Origin of the sequence: Actinophytocola sp., assembly GCF_035634895.1 — a bacterium.
GTDB lineage: Bacteria > Actinomycetota > Actinomycetes > Mycobacteriales > Pseudonocardiaceae > Actinophytocola.
In genome coordinates this window covers 1-15,241 of record NZ_DASQCC010000261.1, presented here as the reverse complement: position 1 = coordinate 15,241, position 15,241 = coordinate 1, and the positions used below count along the sequence as shown (strand labels likewise).

Annotated in this window: 18 protein-coding genes; 12 read left to right on the top strand and 6 right to left on the bottom strand. The window is 72.1% G+C overall.

The window, feature by feature from the left end; all coding sequences use genetic code 11:
• From VET29_RS40400 to VET29_RS40390, 3 genes are all read right to left on the bottom strand, one after another.
• A partial coding sequence (locus tag VET29_RS40400) for a GH39 family glycosyl hydrolase (RefSeq protein WP_414636731.1) occupies positions 1-816 on the bottom strand: 816 nt, incomplete at its 3' end.
• A gap of 95 nt (positions 817-911) precedes the next feature.
• The gene (locus VET29_RS40395) at positions 912-1,994 is read right to left on the bottom strand and encodes a LacI family DNA-binding transcriptional regulator (RefSeq protein WP_324931527.1); all 1,083 of its coding nucleotides are present in this window, start codon (positions 1,992-1,994) and stop codon (positions 912-914) included.
• A 95-nt stretch (positions 1,995-2,089) separates the two neighbouring features.
• Positions 2,090-2,956: an NAD(P)-binding domain-containing protein gene (locus tag VET29_RS40390; protein WP_324931524.1), complete on the bottom strand. Its 867-nt coding sequence runs from the start codon at positions 2,954-2,956 to the stop codon at positions 2,090-2,092.
• A gap of 41 nt (positions 2,957-2,997) precedes the next feature.
• On the opposite strand from VET29_RS40390, the gene VET29_RS40385 reads away from it, so the two are divergent.
• The 6 genes from VET29_RS40385 (at position 2,998) to VET29_RS40360 (ending at position 7,949) form a co-directional block, all read left to right on the top strand.
• Positions 2,998-3,393 (top strand): MerR family transcriptional regulator, encoded by a 396-nt coding sequence (locus VET29_RS40385; RefSeq protein ID WP_324931521.1) that lies wholly within the window; start codon positions 2,998-3,000, stop codon positions 3,391-3,393.
• Positions 3,394-3,614: 221 nt separating this feature from the next.
• The gene (locus tag VET29_RS40380; protein ID WP_324931519.1) at positions 3,615-4,424 is read left to right on the top strand and encodes an ABC transporter permease; all 810 of its coding nucleotides are present in this window, start codon (positions 3,615-3,617) and stop codon (positions 4,422-4,424) included.
• A complete protein-coding gene (locus tag VET29_RS40375; protein ID WP_324931516.1) occupies positions 4,409-5,119 on the top strand; it encodes an ABC transporter ATP-binding protein in 711 nt (236 codons plus the stop codon). The genes VET29_RS40380 and VET29_RS40375 overlap by 16 nt, the downstream gene beginning before the upstream one ends.
• A complete protein-coding gene (locus VET29_RS40370) occupies positions 5,106-6,101 on the top strand; it encodes an ABC transporter substrate-binding protein (RefSeq protein ID WP_324931512.1) in 996 nt (331 codons plus the stop codon). The genes VET29_RS40375 and VET29_RS40370 overlap by 14 nt, the downstream gene beginning before the upstream one ends.
• A 4-nt stretch (positions 6,102-6,105) precedes the next feature.
• The gene (locus VET29_RS40365) at positions 6,106-7,221 is read left to right on the top strand and encodes an LLM class flavin-dependent oxidoreductase (RefSeq protein WP_324931510.1); all 1,116 of its coding nucleotides are present in this window, start codon (positions 6,106-6,108) and stop codon (positions 7,219-7,221) included.
• Positions 7,222-7,247: 26 nt separating this feature from the next.
• Positions 7,248-7,949 (top strand): Clp protease N-terminal domain-containing protein, encoded by a 702-nt coding sequence (locus VET29_RS40360; protein ID WP_324931507.1) that lies wholly within the window; start codon positions 7,248-7,250, stop codon positions 7,947-7,949.
• Between the two features lie 51 nt (positions 7,950-8,000).
• Here VET29_RS40360 and VET29_RS40355 read toward each other — a convergent pair whose 3' ends face one another.
• Positions 8,001-8,474, bottom strand: coding sequence for a hypothetical protein (locus VET29_RS40355; RefSeq protein WP_324931504.1), 474 nt, complete (start codon positions 8,472-8,474; stop codon positions 8,001-8,003).
• Positions 8,475-8,566: 92 nt separating this feature from the next.
• On the opposite strand from VET29_RS40355, the gene VET29_RS40350 reads away from it, so the two are divergent.
• From VET29_RS40350 to VET29_RS40335, 4 genes are read left to right on the top strand one after another with little or no spacing between them, the layout of a single operon-like run.
• A complete protein-coding gene (locus VET29_RS40350) occupies positions 8,567-9,250 on the top strand; it encodes a response regulator transcription factor (protein WP_324931501.1) in 684 nt (227 codons plus the stop codon).
• Between the two features lies 1 nt (position 9,251).
• Complete coding sequence (locus tag VET29_RS40345; protein WP_324931498.1) at positions 9,252-10,514, top strand: HAMP domain-containing sensor histidine kinase; 1,263 nt, start codon at positions 9,252-9,254, stop codon at positions 10,512-10,514.
• Positions 10,515-10,561: 47 nt separating this feature from the next.
• Complete coding sequence (locus tag VET29_RS40340) at positions 10,562-11,101, top strand: PepSY domain-containing protein (protein ID WP_324931496.1); 540 nt, start codon at positions 10,562-10,564, stop codon at positions 11,099-11,101.
• 21 nt (positions 11,102-11,122) lie between these two features.
• Positions 11,123-11,704 carry a GNAT family N-acetyltransferase gene (locus VET29_RS40335; RefSeq protein WP_324931494.1) on the top strand — a complete coding sequence of 194 codons (582 nt, stop codon included), beginning with the start codon at positions 11,123-11,125 and terminating at the stop codon, positions 11,702-11,704.
• Here the strand turns inward: VET29_RS40335 and VET29_RS40330 are convergent.
• Complete coding sequence (locus VET29_RS40330) at positions 11,646-12,194, bottom strand: carboxymuconolactone decarboxylase family protein (protein ID WP_324931491.1); 549 nt, start codon at positions 12,192-12,194, stop codon at positions 11,646-11,648. The genes VET29_RS40335 and VET29_RS40330 overlap by 59 nt on opposite strands.
• 75 nt (positions 12,195-12,269) lie before the next feature.
• Between VET29_RS40330 and VET29_RS40325 the strand changes: the two genes are divergently transcribed.
• On the top strand, positions 12,270-12,728 hold the full coding sequence (locus tag VET29_RS40325) for a MarR family winged helix-turn-helix transcriptional regulator (protein ID WP_324931488.1): 459 nt from the start codon (positions 12,270-12,272) through the stop codon (positions 12,726-12,728).
• Between the two features lie 307 nt (positions 12,729-13,035).
• Here VET29_RS40325 and VET29_RS40320 read toward each other — a convergent pair whose 3' ends face one another.
• A complete protein-coding gene (locus VET29_RS40320) occupies positions 13,036-13,650 on the bottom strand; it encodes a hypothetical protein (RefSeq protein ID WP_324931483.1) in 615 nt (204 codons plus the stop codon).
• A gap of 259 nt (positions 13,651-13,909) precedes the next feature.
• On the opposite strand from VET29_RS40320, the gene dinB reads away from it, so the two are divergent.
• On the top strand, positions 13,910-15,103 hold the full coding sequence (dinB, locus tag VET29_RS40315) for a DNA polymerase IV (RefSeq protein ID WP_324931480.1): 1,194 nt from the start codon (positions 13,910-13,912) through the stop codon (positions 15,101-15,103).
• Positions 15,104-15,241 lie beyond the last annotated feature (138 nt).

Below are 15,241 nucleotides of genomic sequence, written 5' to 3'. Positions count from 1 at the left end.
GTGCCGCAGGTGTGTGGTCAGCTCGCGCACGAGGTCGCCCCACCGGCCCCAGTCGCGCGGCACGGACACCTGCGCGCGGTAGGCGAAGACCGTGTAGTCGGGGTCCTCGGCCAGCTCGACCGGCATGAACGACAGCTCGACGACCGGCTTCAGCCCGGTGGCCAGGAACCGGTCGTAGACCCGGTCCAGCCCGGCGAAGTCGAAGCCGCCGTCGGACCGGACCGAGACGGTCTCCGGCAGGAACGTGCCATGGGCGCGGACACTGCGCACGCCGAGGTCGTCCCGCATGATCCGCAGTGCCTCGGCGTACTCGGCGGCGACGTCGGCGCCGCCGGGGCCAGGCTCGGCCCAGACCAGCAGGGAAAGGTGCTCGGCGCCGATCATGCGCCGCCAGACGTCCGGCAGCGGCACGGGTTCCGCGTCGGCGCTCACCAGGACCGTCACCGTGCGGCTGCCCTCGGGGTCCGGTCCGGCGGCGACGGGACCGGACAGCGGGCCGGCGCCCGCCTCGGTCCAGGTGGCGACCTTGTAGTGGTAGGTCCGGCCGGGCTCGACCATGGTGTCCGCGTAGGGCGAGTGGGGGACCGCGAGCACGTCGCCGCCGAGGTGGTCGAGCGGCTCGAACGGGCCGTCGGGGTCGGTGGCGCGGTGCACCAGGTAGCCGAGCGCGCCGTCGACGGGTTGCCAGTCGAGCTGCACGAGCGCGGTGCCGGCCGTGGCGGCGAGACCCTCGGGTGGCGGCAGGGCGCCGGTACCCGTGAGTGGCTGGCCGCTGGGCTGACCGACGCGTCGCTCCCAGTCCTGGCGTGCGGTCATGGCGACCCCCCGAAACCGTGAATGTAAGCGCTATCAGTAAGCGCATACATTAGGCCCGTGGCAACGGGGTGGGCAAGAACGGGCAGGTCCAGGCCTCAGCTCGCGGCCGGGCACCCGCAACTCGCGCGGCGGGTCTGTGCGACCGGGAGCATCACCGACCGGGGCGCGCGGGCCGAGCCGGCCAGCCGCTCGACGAGCAGGTCCACGGCGGTCTCGCCGAGGCGCCGCATGGGCTGGCTGACCGTCGTGAGGGCGGGCCGGACGACCCTGCCCAGCGGGATGCCGTCGAAGCCGACCACCGCGACGTCCGCCGGGACGCGGACGCCGCGACGCTCCAGCACGTCGTAGGCGCCGATCGCCATCTGGTCGTTCGCGAACACAAGTGCCTGCGGCAGCGGGCCGTGGTCGAGCAGCCGCCGCGCCGCGGCCCGCCCGCCGGCCTGGGTGAAGTCGCCGCGCACGTCCGGCGCCAGCGGCGCGGGGAGGCCGGCCCGCGCCAGCGCCTCCCGGAAGCCGGCGAACCGGGCGTGCGCGTCGGGGGAGTCCTCCGCGCCGCCGACGAACGCCAGCCGCCGCAGGCCGTGGTCCGCGATCAGGTGGGTGGTCAGCTCACGCTGGCCGTCCTGGTTCGCCACCTCGACGTGGTCCAGGTGGTCGATCTCGCGCGGCCCGGCGATCATCACGACCGGCAGCCGCCGCGCCATCAGCTCGAGGTCCTCGGTGGCGATCGTCCGCGCCAGCACGGCGAACCCGTCGACCCGGCCCGCGACCGACGCCACCAGACTCTCCGGACCATCGGCCAACGACGCCGCGATCAGCAACGCGTACCCGTGCCGCCGAGCCGCCCGCTCCATCCCGCGAGTGATCTCATCGGCGTACAGCGTCTCCTCCCCAAACCCCTCACCCGACCCATCGCCCCCACCCGAGCCGTCGCCCTCACCCGACCCGTCGATCTCCGGGTCCGAGTAGTCCGGGAAGCACAGGCCGAGCACGCCGGTGCTGCGGGACGCGAGCCCGCGGGCACTGCCGCTCGGCACGTACCCCAGCTCACGCGCCGCCACCAGTACCCGGTCCCTGGTCCGCTCCCGCACGGAGCCGGGGTTGCGGTAGACCCGCGACACGGTCGCGATGGACACGTTCGCCCGCTCGGCGACGTCATAGACCGTGGGTGCTCCCACCAGCGAACCCTCTCGTGTAAGCGCATCCAACACCCCACGCTACCGCGCTCCCACCCACCCGCGAGTCCCGCGTTCACCCCTAGCGAGTCCCGCGTTCACCCACCCCGGGTTGCGGTTTCGTGCACATGCCGCTCCAGTTCGACGGTCAGCCGGGACAGGCCGTCGGCGCCGTGGCCCGCGTCGACGGCGCGCCGGGTGAGCGCGTGCGCCGCTCTCAGCACGCTCGCGTCGATCCCGCGGGCCTCGGCCGTCTCGACGACGTGTGCCATGCCCGCCGCCGCGGACCGGAGGTTCGAGACGTCGCCGGCGTGGTCGCCGGACGCCAGCCCGGCGCTGTGGTTGTCGATCACGAACGGCAGCAGGCCGGCGAAGCCGCGGGCCAGCGGCGCCAGCTCGGTCGCGGCGATGTTCTCGGCGCGGGCCATGGCGAACGCGTGCACGACGCCGGTCACCGAGGTCCAGAAGATGTCCAGCAGTGCCACGTCGAACGCCGCCGCCCGGCCGGGGTCCGTGCCGAGGTAGGTGTGCGTGCCACCGAGCGGGGTCAGCACCTCGGTCGGCCGTCCACTGTGGAGGGTCACGGCGGACGGCGTGCCGATCGTCGGCGTCGGCGTCAGGATCGCGCCGTCGGTGTAGGCGATGTCGTGGGACGCCGCCCACGCGGCCAGTTCGCGGGCCGCGTCCGGCGAACCGCTCGTCACGTTCACCAGCATGCGGCCACGCAGCACGTCCGCCAGCGGCGTCAGCACCGACCGGACCGCGTCGTAGCCGAGCAGGCACACGACCACGGTCGGACCGGCGGTCACCGCCGCCGCCAGGTCGGGTGCGCGGACGCAGCCCTCCGGCGTCGGGCGGCCGGCCGTCCGGTTCCACACCGTCGTCGGGTGGCCGGCGGCTGCCATCGCGGCCGCGATCGCATGGCCCATCGGGCCGAGTCCGAGCACTGTCATGGGTTCCGTCATGGCTCGGACGTTAAAGCCTCACGCCGGTGTTAAGGTCAAGCATGCGGATCGGGGAACTCGCCAGGCGTACCGGGGTCAGCGAGCGGTCGCTGCGGTACTACGAGGAGCAGGGCCTGCTCGGGCCCGAACGCACCCCGGCCGGCTACCGCGTCTACGCGGAGTCCGATGTGGACGTCGTGCGACATGTGCGGATGCTGCTCGAGGCCGGTCTCAACACCAGGTTCATCAGGAACGTCCTGCCCTGCATGGTCGACACCGGCGACGGGCTCGCGCCCGGCTGCCCGGAGTTGTTGCCGCACCTGCGAAACGAGCGTGACCGCATCACGGTCGCCATCGACGGGCTCGCCACGGCCCGCACGCTCCTCGACGAGGTCATCGAGGCCACCCCGCCCGACAACTCCGAGTACGAGGCGTGGCTCGCCCGGCGGGTCGGCTGATCCCAGGTTCTGGACGCTTTTCCCGCACCGTTGACCAGGCGTGCGCGGGGTGTTGCGATTCGAGACGTGACCCCTGCCCTGACCAAGCGACGCCACGTCGACTTCGTTCGGGTGTGCGCCCAGGCGTGTTCCCGGTAGTCCAGTAGCCACCACCGCATCGAGCTCTTTCGTCGCGCGCCCATGGATCGGCGCGCTCCCCGGCATGCCCGCGAGAGGAACCAATGTCCACTGTGGAGCTGCTGGAACGGGTCGCGGCCCCGCCCGCGACCACCCGGAACAAGCGGCGCCTGCCTGACCTGCGGCGATGGCTCAGCCCGATCGCGCTCGTCGCCCTGTGGCAGGTGGCGTCGGCCACGGGAATCCTGCCGCCGGACAAGCTCAGCTCACCGTGGACCGTGTTGCGGGCGGGCGTCGACACCGCGAGATCCGGGGAGCTGGGCGACGCGTTCGCCGTCTCGATCACCCGGGTCGGCATCGGGTTCGTCTGCGGCGCCGCGGTCGCGCTCGTGCTCGGCATCGTCGCGGGACTGTCGGACTGGGGCAACGTGCTCATCGACCCACCCGTGCAGATGCTGCGCACGCTGCCGTTCCTCGGCCTCATCCCGCTGTTCATCCTGTGGTTCGGCATCGGCGAGCAGCCGAAGATCGTCCTGGTCGCGCTCGGCGTGGCGTTTCCCTTGTACCTCAACGTGCACTCGGGCATCCGCAACGTCGACGACCAGCTCGTCGAGGCCACCACCGCGCTCGGCTTCACCCGCTGGGAACGGCTCTGGCACGTCGTTCTGCCCTCGGCCGTCCCGCAGACCCTGGTGGGACTGCGGCAGTCGCTCGGCATCGCGTGGCTCGCGCTGATCGTCGGCGAGACCGTCAACGCGGACGCCGGCCTCGGCTACCTGATCAACAACGCCCGCGAGTTCCTCCGCACCGACGTCATCGTCGTGGGACTCGTCGTCTACGCCGTGCTCGGGCTCGTCACCGACGCGCTCGTCCGGCTCATCGAGAGGAGGGCCCTGCGGTGGCGGAGGGGCTGACCGTCGAGGTCCGCGGGCTGACCAAACGCTTCGCCGACAGGGAAGTGCTGTCACGGCTCGACCTGCGGATCGGGACGGGCGAGTTCGTGGCACTGCTCGGCCGCAGCGGCTCAGGGAAATCCACGCTGCTGCGCGTGCTCGCCGGTCTCGACGCCGACGTGGACGGACAGGTCGGCGTGCACGGCACGGTGTCCGTCGCGTTCCAGCAACCACGGCTGCTGCCCTGGCGCACGGTGTGGCGCAACGTCGTGCTCGGCCTGCGTGGGCGTGGTCGCGACCGCGCGCTCGCCGGGCAGGCGCTCGCCGAGGTGCGGCTCGCCGACCACGCCGACGCCTGGCCCCGGACGCTGTCCGGCGGCGAGGCGCAGCGTGTCTCCCTTGCCAGAGCACTGGTTCGCGAGCCCGACCTGCTGCTGCTCGACGAGCCGTTCGGCGCGCTGGACGCGCTGACCCGGCTCGCCATGCACTCGCTCGTCGTCGACCTGTGGGAGACCCACCGGCCGAGTGTCCTGCTCGTCACCCACGACGTCGACGAGGCGCTGCTGCTCGCCGACCGCGTGCTCATCCTCGACGGCGGCGCGATCGTCGCCGAACACGAACTGGCCAACGCCCGTCCGCGCCGGCTCGCCGACCACCTCGACGTGCGGGCCCGCGTGCTCACCGACCTTGGAGTGACCGATCATGCGCCTGCGTAAGGCAGTTTCCCTCCTGGCGTTGCTCGCGCTGGCCGCGTGCGGCACCTCGACCGAACCCACGAAGGCGAGCGTGCCCACGCCGGTGAGCGCCGCCGAGCTGTCCAGGGTGACCTTGCGGGTCGGCGACCAGAAAGGCGGCTCGAAGGCACTGCTGACCGCGGCCGGCCTGCTGGCCGACCTGCCGTACCGGATCGAGTGGTCGACCTTCACGTCCGGCCCGCCGGAGCTGGAGGCCATCTCGGCAGGCGGTGTCGACGTGGGCCGCGTCGGCAACACACCGCCGATCTTCGCCGCGGCGGCCAACGCGAAGATCGCCGTCGTGGCCGGCTCCCAGGGCAACGTGGAGAGCGACGCCATCCTGGTGCCGAAGGACTCGCCGCTGAGGACGGTCAAGGACCTCAGGGGCAGGACGATCGCCGTGTCGAAGGGCAGCTCCGCGCACGGCCAGGTCCTGTACAACCTGCGCAAGGCCGGACTGTCCACGAAGGACGTCAAGCTGTCGTTCCTGCAGCCGGCCGACGCGTACGGCGCGTTCAACCAGCACCAGGTCGACGCGTGGGCGGTGTGGGACCCCTACACCTCCCAGGCGAAGCTGGAGTCCAGGGCACGCGTGCTCGCCGACGGCCGGGGCACGGCCAACGGCTACACCTTCATCGTCGGCGGCACCAGGTCGCTGTCCGACCCCGGGCTCAACAGCGCCATCCGGGACTTCGTCGTGCGGCACGCGAAGGCCGACCGGTGGGCGGACACGCACCGCGAGGAGTGGGCGCGGGCATGGGCGAAGGAGACCGGACTGTCGATCGAGGTCGCCCGGGCGACCGTCGAGGCCGGTCCGGACCTGCCGGTGCCGCTCGACGACACGGTGACCAGGTCCGAACAGGACCTCGCGGACGCCTTCACCGAGGACGGCGTGCTGCCCGGCAAGGTCGACTTCGCGAGGTTCGTGGACCGGCGCTACGCCAACGACCTGAACAAAGGATGAGCCGATGACCGTTCACCTCCACTGGTTCCTGCCGACCTCCGGCGACGGCCGTACGATCGTGGAACGCTTCCACGCCAACAAGTCGCTCGGCCCGGTGGCGTCCCGGCCGCCCGACATCGACTACCTGGCACAGATCGCGCGGTCGGCCGAGCAGCTCGGCTTCGAGGGTGTCCTCACCCCGACCGGCACGTGGTGCGAGGACGCGTGGCTGACGACGGCGGCGCTGATCCGCGAGACCAGGCGGCTGAAGTTCCTCGTCGCGTTCCGCCCCGGCGTGATCTCGCCGACGCTCGCCGCGCAGATGGCGTCGACCTACCAACGGATCTCGGGCGGCCGGCTGCTGCTGAACGTGGTGACCGGTGGGGACGCCGTCGAGCAGCGCAGGTTCGGCGACTTTCACGACCACGACGCCCGGTACGCGCGGACCGACGAGTTCCTGTCGATCGTGCGGGGCGTGTGGAGCGGCAGGCCGTTCGACTTCGCCGGCGAGCACCTGTCGGTCGAGGGCGCGACGCTGCTGGCGCCGCCGGACCCGTTGCCGAAGGTCTACTTCGGCGGGTCGTCGCCGGCCGCGCTGCCCGTCGCGGCGCGGCACGCGGACGTGTACCTGACGTGGGGCGAGCCGCCCGCGCAGGTCGCGGACAAGATCGGGCGAGTGCGGGACCTGGCAGGCGACCGGGACATCCGGTTCGGCATCCGCCTGCACACGATCTCCCGTGACACCGGGGAGGAGGCGTGGCGCGAGGCGCAGAAGCTGTTGGACGCACTGGATCCCGTGCAGGTTCGGCGGGCGCAGGAGCAGCTCGCGGCGAGCGAGTCGGAGGGGCAGCGGCGGATGGTCGCGCTGCACAACGGATCCCACGACGGCGACGCGCACTCCCTGGAGATCCATCCGAACCTGTGGGCGGGTGTCGGCCTCGTGCGCGGCGGCGCCGGCACCGCGCTCGTCGGCAGCCACGAGGAGGTCGCGGAGCGGATCGCCGAGTACCACGCGCTCGGCGTCGAGGAGTTCATCTTCTCCGGCTACCCGCACCTGGAGGAGGCGTACTGGTTCGGCGAGGGCGTGCGGCCGGCGCTCGCCCGCGCGGGCCTGCTGACGGAATCCCTGGTTGCCGTGTAACCCCTAATGGGGGTATACATGGGGGCATGCCGAAGATTAACGTGTACCTGCCGGACGACCTCGCCGACAGTGTGAAGGAGATCGGGCTGCCGGTCTCGGCGATCTGCCAGCGGGTGCTGGAGCAGTCGGTCAAGCGGGTGTTGGCGATCCGTGCCGTCCGGGACCTCGGCGGCGCGGACCCGACGGCCGGGCTGACGTCGTTCACCGAGCGGGCGAGGAACGCGATGAAGCTCGCGATCAGCGCGGCCGGGGACCGGCGTGCGGCCGAGGTCGGCACCCGGGACCTGCTGGCCGGCATGCTGACCGAGGGCTCGAACCTGGCGCTGCACGTGTTGCGGTCGATGGACGTGGACCCCGCGCGGGTGCTCCAGGACCTGCGGCAACTGCCGCGGGAGGAGGTGGCCGAGGCGACCGCGGCCAGGATGAGCCTGACTGCGGCGAACGCGCTCGAGCTGACCGTGACCGAAGCGCTCACCCTCGGCCACAACTACGTGGGGTGCGAGCACCTCCTGCTCGGCCTGGTCGCGGAGCAGGACGGTGCGGCTGGCCGGCTGCTGCGTGGGTTGGGGGTGGAGCCGAAGCAGGTGCGGCACGTCGTGTCGGCCGCGCTGGCGGGATACGTCCACCTGCAGGCCAACGAGGGCGGTGTCGCGGCGGCGGTGGGGCAGGCGCTGAAGCCGCTGCTTGCGCGCCTGGACCGGCTGGAGGAGAAGACGGGGCTGAGCTGAGCCGCTCCCTGTCCAGGTTGCCGACGACCTGCTCCGGAGTTCCGGCTCTGGTCAGTCGTCGTACTTGATCTCGGGGTTCGGGACGCCGTTCACGCAACGCAGGCGGACCTCGACCTTCTGCCGACCGCTGGTGAACTTCACCGACGGGTGGTCGTCGAGCTCGTGGTCCTCCTGCTCCACCTGGTAGCCCTGTGCCGGCGTGGCGGACAGGATCTCCACCAGCCCTGTCGTCGTGCAGCGCGAGATCACCGTGCCGCCCGCGGTCACCGTCGGCAGCTCGGCCGGCGGTGGCGGGGTGGTGGCCGAGGACGCCGTCGTGGTCGTCGGAGATGACGACGTCGTGGTCGGTGTCGTGGTCGGCGCCTGGGACCGGCTCGCGAGCAGTTCGTCCACTTCGGACTCGCTCAGCGGGTCCTGCCCGGCGCCGAAGATGTCCGTGCCGATCGCGGCCACGGCGGCGAGCCCGACCGCGGTCGCGGCGGCGGCCGCCACGACCCACAGCACGAATCCCGTCGTCAGGCGCACGGCACCCAGTATGCCGCCGGCGACGGTTAAGACACTCCTAACGTCGTCCTATGTGCCGGCCGGCCGCCCCCGCGAGCCGCTACGGTTCGGACATGGCCCAGGTACTCGTCGTCGAGGACGACGCGACGATCCGCTCGTCGATCATCCGCGGCCTCACCGAGCGCGGCCACGCGGTGGTCTCCGCGCCGACCGCCATGGCCGGCCTCGAACAGGCGGTCAGCGCGCGTCCGGACGTCGTCGTGCTCGACCTCGGACTGCCCGACCTCGACGGCACGGCCATGCTGCGGATGCTGCGCGGCGTGTCCGACGTGCCGGTCGTCGTCGCGACCGCCCGCGACGACGAGAGCGAGATCGTCACGGTGCTCGACGCCGGCGCGGACGACTACGTGGTCAAGCCGTTCGGCGTCGCCCAGCTCGACGCCCGCATCCGCGCGGTGCTGCGCCGGCGCGGTGGTGAGGACAAGGACCCGACCGTCACCGTCGGCGGCCTGACCGTCGACCCGCGTGGCCGCCGGGCGACCCTCGACGACCGCGAGATCGAGCTGACGCCACGCGAGTTCGACCTGCTGCACTACCTCGCCGTGCGGGCCGGCGAGGTGGTCGGCAAGCGTGAGCTGCTCACCGAGGTCTGGCAGCTGCCCTACGGCGGCGCCGACAAGACCGTCGACGTGCACCTGTCGTGGCTGCGCCGCAAGCTCGGCGAGACCGCGCTGGCACCCCGCTACCTCCACGCGGTCCGCGGCGTCGGTGTGCGGCTCACGGCACCGGAGGGCTGACGTGCGCCGTCGCGTTCTGCTGCTCGTCGCCGCGGCCACCACGCTCGTGCTGGTCGCGTTCCTCGTGCCGCTCGCGTTGCTGGTCAAGAACGTGGCCGCGGACCGGGCCGTGCAGCGTGCGACGGTCGAGGCACAGGCGCTGACCTCGCTCGTCGCCACCACCGACCGGGACGCGCTCGCCGACAGCGTCCGGGAGGTCGACGCGAGCTCGCCGTACGAGGTGTCGGTGTTCCTCGACGGTGACGTGCTCGGCGCGCGGGCCGCGCGGTCGCCGCTGGTCACGCTGGCCGAGCACGGCTTCAGCCGGTCGGGCGACGTGCCGGGTGGGCAGGAGATCGTGTTCTCCGTCGACCGGCCGGGGGCGGCGCCCGCGGTGATCCGCACGTTCGTGTCCGACACCGCGCTGGCGGCCGGCGTGCCGCGCGCGTGGTTGCTGCTCGGTGGTCTCGGGATCGCGTTGCTGCTGGTCAGCCTGCTGGTCGCGGACCGGCTCGCGCGGACGTTCGTCCGGTCCACGGTGAACCTCGCGGCGGTGTCGCACCGGCTCGGCCGTGGGGAGCTGACGGCCAGGGCGGACACCGCGGCGCCGGGTGAGCTGGGCGTGGTCGCGACCGCGCTGAACGGGCTCGCCGCGCGGATCGCGGAGGCGCTGCGGGAGGAACGCGAGACGATCGCCGACCTGTCGCACCGCGTGCGCACGCCGTTGACCTCGCTGCGGATGGAGGCGGACGCGCTCGGCGATCCCGCGGACGCCGCGCGGATCGCCACCGGCGTGGAGGCGGTCAACCGGGCGGTCACCGAGGTGATCCAGCAGGCCCGCCGGCGTGGCACGCCGGCCGTCGCGGACGCGGCCGAGGTCGTGGCCGACCGGGTCGCGTTCTGGGCGGTGCTTGCCGAGGACACCGAACGGGACATGACGGTCGACGTCGCGCCGGGGCCGCTGCCGGTGGGGCTGGCGCGTGCCGACCTGGAGGCCTGTGTGGACGCCTTGCTGGGCAACGTGTTCGCGCACACTCCGAACGGCACGGCCTTCCGGGTGGCGCTGGCCACCCTTGCGGATGGCGCGGCGTTGACGGTCGAGGACGGCGGGCCTGGCCTGCCGGACGGTGACGTGGTGCGGCGCGGGGTGAGTGGGACCGGGTCCAGCGGGTTGGGGTTGGACATCGTGCGGCGGGCGGCCGAGCGGACGGGTGGTTCCGTGGCGCTGGACCGGTCCGGGCTCGGTGGGCTGCGGGTGGTCGTTCAGCTCTTAGCGCCGCGTTAACCGTCGGGCAGTGCGGCCATAGGCCCCGTCTCGGCATCGTGGCGGACATGAACAGGAAACTGATTGTTGGAGCCATTGCCGCCGGCGCGTTGATCCTCTCGACCGGTACCGCGTTCGCGTTGTCGAACTCCTCGGACGACACGTCGGCCGCCACGCCGTCGGTGCCGACGTTCGCGTCGACCTCCGCGCCGACATCCGAGTCCACGCCCGAGTCCACCGCGACCACGGAGTCCTCTCCCGGGCCGACCCTCACCTCCGAGCCGACGCAGACGCGGACGCCGGAGTCCACCTCCGTCCCCGCGGGCTCGCTGAGCGCCGCGGACGCGAGCCGGATCGTGGTCGAGCGCGTGGGCGGCACCGTGCACGAGGTCGAGCGCGAGGTGGAGCACGGCCGGGTCGAGTGGAAGGTCGAGGTCACCGCGCGGGACGGCAACACCTACGACATCCGGGTCGACGCGGAGACGGGTGCCGTCACCCGCGTCGACCAGGACACCCGCGCCACCGACGACCACCAGCGTGGTCGGGACGACCGTGGCCGCGGTGGCGAGGACGAGGATCGTCACGGACATGGCGGCGATGACCACTGATTCCGGGATAGCCTGCGGGATGTGAGCCGCGCCATCGCCGTCCGCGCCGTGGAGGCGTTCGAGCTGGCCGCCTGTGCGGGGCAGCTCGAACGCCTCTACCGGCAGTGCTTCTCCACGCCGCCGTGGTTGGAGCCGGAGGAGCGGTTGGCCCGGTTCCACGACCGGCTCGACGGACACGTGTCGAACCCGGGGGCCGGCGGGGTGCTCGTGTCGGACGGCGACGAGCTCGTCGGCGCGATCTACGGCTGGCCGGCCGGTCGTGAGCTGGCGAGCGGCTCGCCGTTCGACGACGCGCTGGCCGCGGCCGCCCCACCGGAGATCGCGCAGCGGCTGGTCGCGCCCGCGGTGGTGGTCGCGGAGCTGATGGTCGACCCGCGGCACCAGCGGCGGGGCATCGGACGGGCGCTGCTGACCAGGTACGTCGAGGAGTGGCCGGCCGCCTGGCTCGCCACCCACCCCGAGGCGCCGGCCGCGACGATGTACCGGCAGGCGGGTTGGCGGCAGGAGTTCGAGTTCGCCGTCGACACCCGGCCGATGGTGGTGTTCACGTGGCAGGCGCCCAGGCGAACGGCGCCATCGGCTCGTCGAGCGGTGCGCGGGTGAGGCGGTTCGCGAGCGTGGACATCGTGTACGTGCCGATGCCGAGCACCACCTCGAGCGCCTGCTGACGGGTGAACCCGGCGGTGAGGAACGCGGTGAGTGCCTCGTCTGGCACCGCGCCGGCCGTGTCGAGCACCGTGTGGGTGAAGTCGCGGACCGCCTGAAGGCGTTCGTCCGGCAGGGGCTTGTCGTCCCGCAGGGCCTGGACGAGTGCCGCCGGGGCGTCGAGTCGCCGGAGCGTCGCCGTGTGGATGGCGACGCAGACGTGGCAGCCGTTGCGGGTGGCCATGGTCATGACCACTGTCTCGCGGGCGAGCGGGTCGAGACTGGTGGTCTCGAACATGGCGCTGAGCTTGAGGAACCCGTCGAGGAGCAGGGGCGCCTCGGCGAGGCGGGCGCTCGCGGCGGGCAGGTAGCCGAAGCGCTTCTCGGTGGCCGCGAGGGTCCGGCGAGCGGCCTCGGGCGCGGTCTCGATGGTGTGGTCGACGAACACGTCTTCCCCTTGGTCGGATAGACAATGTGGTTGACCAAATGGTAAACGAGGTTGTCTAGGTTGACAATGGGTTTCGTGACGCCCGGTTATGAGCTGCCCCTGCTGCTGTTCGGCGGCTTCCGCACGCTGATCGACAGGCTGCACGAGGAGCTGGCCCGGCAAGGGCACGCCGAGGCGCGGCCGGCGCACGGGTTCGCACTGCAGGCGATCGGCGCGGGTGGGGTGACGGCGGCGGAGCTGGGCCGGCGGCTGGGCGTGTCGAAGCAGGCGGCGGGGAAGACGGTCGACCGGCTGGTGCGGCTGGGGTACGTGGAGCGGGCGGCGTCCACCGAGGACGGCCGGGCGAAGGTGGTCCGCCTGACGGCGCTGGGGGTCGACCTGCTGAACCGCTCGGCCGCGATCTTCGACCGGCTGCGGGGGGAGTGGGTGGCGGCGTTGGGTGAGGAGGAGGTGCGGTCGGTGGAGGCGGCACTGCGCAGGGTGGTGCCGGCCGGGCTTCGGGTGGATGCGATCGGCTGGTTGGGCACGGAATGAGCGCGAGATTTCGGCGCCCGGACCGTGCGAGGGGGCGATCGGTCCGGGCGCCTTTTACGGAATCAGCTGTTCACCGGTCAGGGGCAGCGGAACCACCAGGCCCAGACGATTCCAACGGCGACAGTCAGGTTGACGAGGATCATTGTCCCTCCATCTCATTCGCTTGCTGCGAAAGCGGTTCCGACGCTAGCGATGATCAGGTGGCACTGTCTCTCCCCGGTCTGAGTGAAGCTAGGCTATTCGGGCGATGGGTTTCCGGTGAGAATTCACGGGAACGAGTTATTGGCGCGCATCTTTCAGGTGGATGTCAGTCGCGCTCGTAACTGATCTCGATGTGATCGCCCTCGATGGTCAACACGCAGGGAACGAGTTCGGAGACCGGATACTCGGAGTCACTCACCGCCTGACGGACGGTCGCTTCCGCGGGTGAGCCGGCGGCGGCCACGTGAACCTCGTCCGGACCGGGCAGCCCGACGACGAGCCGCTTCGCGCCGGTGGCCTCGGCGAGCAGGCGGTAGAAGGCCGGTAAGCAGACGGCGGCGGCGACGAACATGCCGGACAGCGAGAACAGCTGCCCGTCGCCGGCCGGCCGGCTGTGCACCTCCAGTCCGGCGGCGAGGGTCTCGCAGGCCTCGGCCATCAGCTCGTCGAAGGAGAACTCCCCGACCTGATGGTGCGCGACGTGATAGATCCCGACCGAGCCGCTCGGCATGCGCGCGACCACCGCCAACGCGAGATGCAGTCTCCCGGCGGCCACGGGCCAGTGCGGCACCGCCTCGAGCATCCCCACGCGAGGCGACGACTGACTCCAGAGGATGGGAAGCAAGGCCGCACGCACGTCGATGCCGAGCGCACTCTCGCCGCCGTGCTCGCGCTCATCGGTCTCGCCGTCGTTGACACTGGTGCGCGGGTCGACGTCCACCGGGAGACCATACCGGTGCGATCACCCGCAGCGTAGGGCCATGATCAACTTCGTCTCACCAGTCGGAAGACGTGCGTGTCCCTGTTCGAAACCGCCGCCGTGGGCCGGCTCGTCCAGGTGGCGGATCCCGGTGTGGCACATGGCCGTCGGCGGCCGTCCCGGCTCGGCGCCCCGCACTGTGCGACCCTGGCGACGGTCGAGGGGTCTGCCCAGGTCACGAGCCGATGGGGTGTTCTTTGTCGGTGCCTGATGCGAACATATGTTCGTGAGTCTGGCGACGATCCTCCATGCGGACCTGGACGCGTTCTACGCGTCGGTCGAGCAGCGGGACAACCCCGAGCTGCGTGGCCGCCCGGTGATCGTGGGCGGCGGCGTGGTGCTGGCCGCGAGCTACGAGGCCAAGCGGCTCGGCGTGCGGACCGCGATGGGTGGCGCGCGGGCGTTGCGGCTGTGCCCGCAGGCGATCGTCGTGCCGCCGAGGATGGCGGCGTACTCGGCCGCGAGCAAGGCCGTGTTCGAGGTGTTCCGGGACACCACGCCGCTGGTGGAGGGGTTGTCGATCGACGAGGCGTTTCTGGAGGTGGGTGGCCTGCGGAGGATCGCAGGCTCGCCGGAGGCGATCGCCGAGCGGCTGCGCGGTGCGGTGCGGGAGCGGGTGGGGCTCCCGATCACCATCGGCGTGGCGCGCACGAAGTTCCTCGCCAAGGTCGCCAGCGGGGTCGCCAAGCCGGACGGTCTCCTGGTGGTGCCGCCGTGGGGGGAGCTCGAGTTCCTGCATCCCCTGCCGGTGGAGCGGCTGTGGGGCGTCGGCAAGGTGACGTCCGCCAAGTTGCGCGACCGCGGCATCGCGACGGTCGGCCAGGTGGCGAAGCTGAGCGAGTCGACGCTGACGGCAATGCTCGGCAAGGCCTCCGGGCGGCACCTGCACGCGTTGGCGCACAACCAGGACCCGCGGCCGGTGCGGGTGGGCCAGCGGCGCCGGTCGATCGGGGCGCAGCGGGCGATCGGGTGGTCGACGCACACGCCCGCGGAGCTGGAGGCGGTGCTGGCGCAGTTGGTCGACCGGGTGGCCGGGCGGTTGCGCAAGGCCAGGCGGTCGTGCCGGACGGTGGTGCTGCGGTTGCGGTTCGCCGACTTCGCGCGGGCCACGCGGTCGCACACGCTCGTGCGCGCCACCGCCGACACGGAGCTGTTGCTGGTGACGGCTCGTGGGTTGCTGCGGGCCGTGTTGCCGATGCTGCTCGACCGGGGGTGCACGTTGGTGGGGGTGTCGCTGGCGAACCTGGACGACGAGGAGGCGGTGCAGCTGATGCTGCCGTTCGGGGAGGTGGCGCCCGGGGCGTTGGACGCCGCCGTGGATCAGGTGCGGGATCGGTTCGGGTCGCTCGCGGTTACTCGGGCGGTGCTGTTGGGGCGGGATCCTGGGGTGTCGGTGCCGCTGCTGCCTGATTGACGTCTGTTCTGGGGTTTCGTGCCTGGTTCGGGGGTGGCCGGGGCGGGGTGGGCGGGGACCGGGGCGGGCCGGGGGGCCGGGGTGGGGCCGGGGGTGTGGTGCGGGGAGTTGGCAACGGGGGCGCTTGGTCCTTGGCGG